The sequence below is a fragment of the Bacillus sp. HY001 genome (genome assembly GCF_007558965.1).
GTDB classification, from domain to species: domain Bacteria; phylum Bacillota; class Bacilli; order Bacillales; family Bacillaceae_G; genus Bacillus_A; species Bacillus_A mobilis.
In genome coordinates this window covers 1-262 of the sequence record NZ_VLTE01000354.1, presented here as the reverse complement: position 1 = coordinate 262, position 262 = coordinate 1, and the positions used below count along the sequence as shown (strand labels likewise).

The 262-nt window shown below is 29.4% G+C and carries 1 protein-coding gene; it reads left to right on the top strand.

The window, feature by feature from the left end; genetic code table 11:
- The coding region (locus FOT98_RS31705; protein WP_144291294.1) for an ATP-binding cassette domain-containing protein at window positions 1-262 on the top strand (262 nt) is incomplete at both ends.

Below are 262 nucleotides of genomic sequence, written 5' to 3'. Positions count from 1 at the left end.
ATAGCAAAGAAGCTCTCCAATATAAATATCAAGGAAAAAATATTTATGAAGTACTTTCATTACCGATTTATGAAGCTTTGGATTTTTTTAAAGACATTCCAAATATCTATAAAAAGCTAGATAATTTAAAACAGGTAGGACTTGATTATTTAAATCTAAGTCAATCAATGACTACCTTATCTGGTGGCGAGTTGCAACGTTTAAAATTAGCATTTCAGTTGGAGAATACTGGTCAAATCTATTTTTTGGATGAACCAACTTC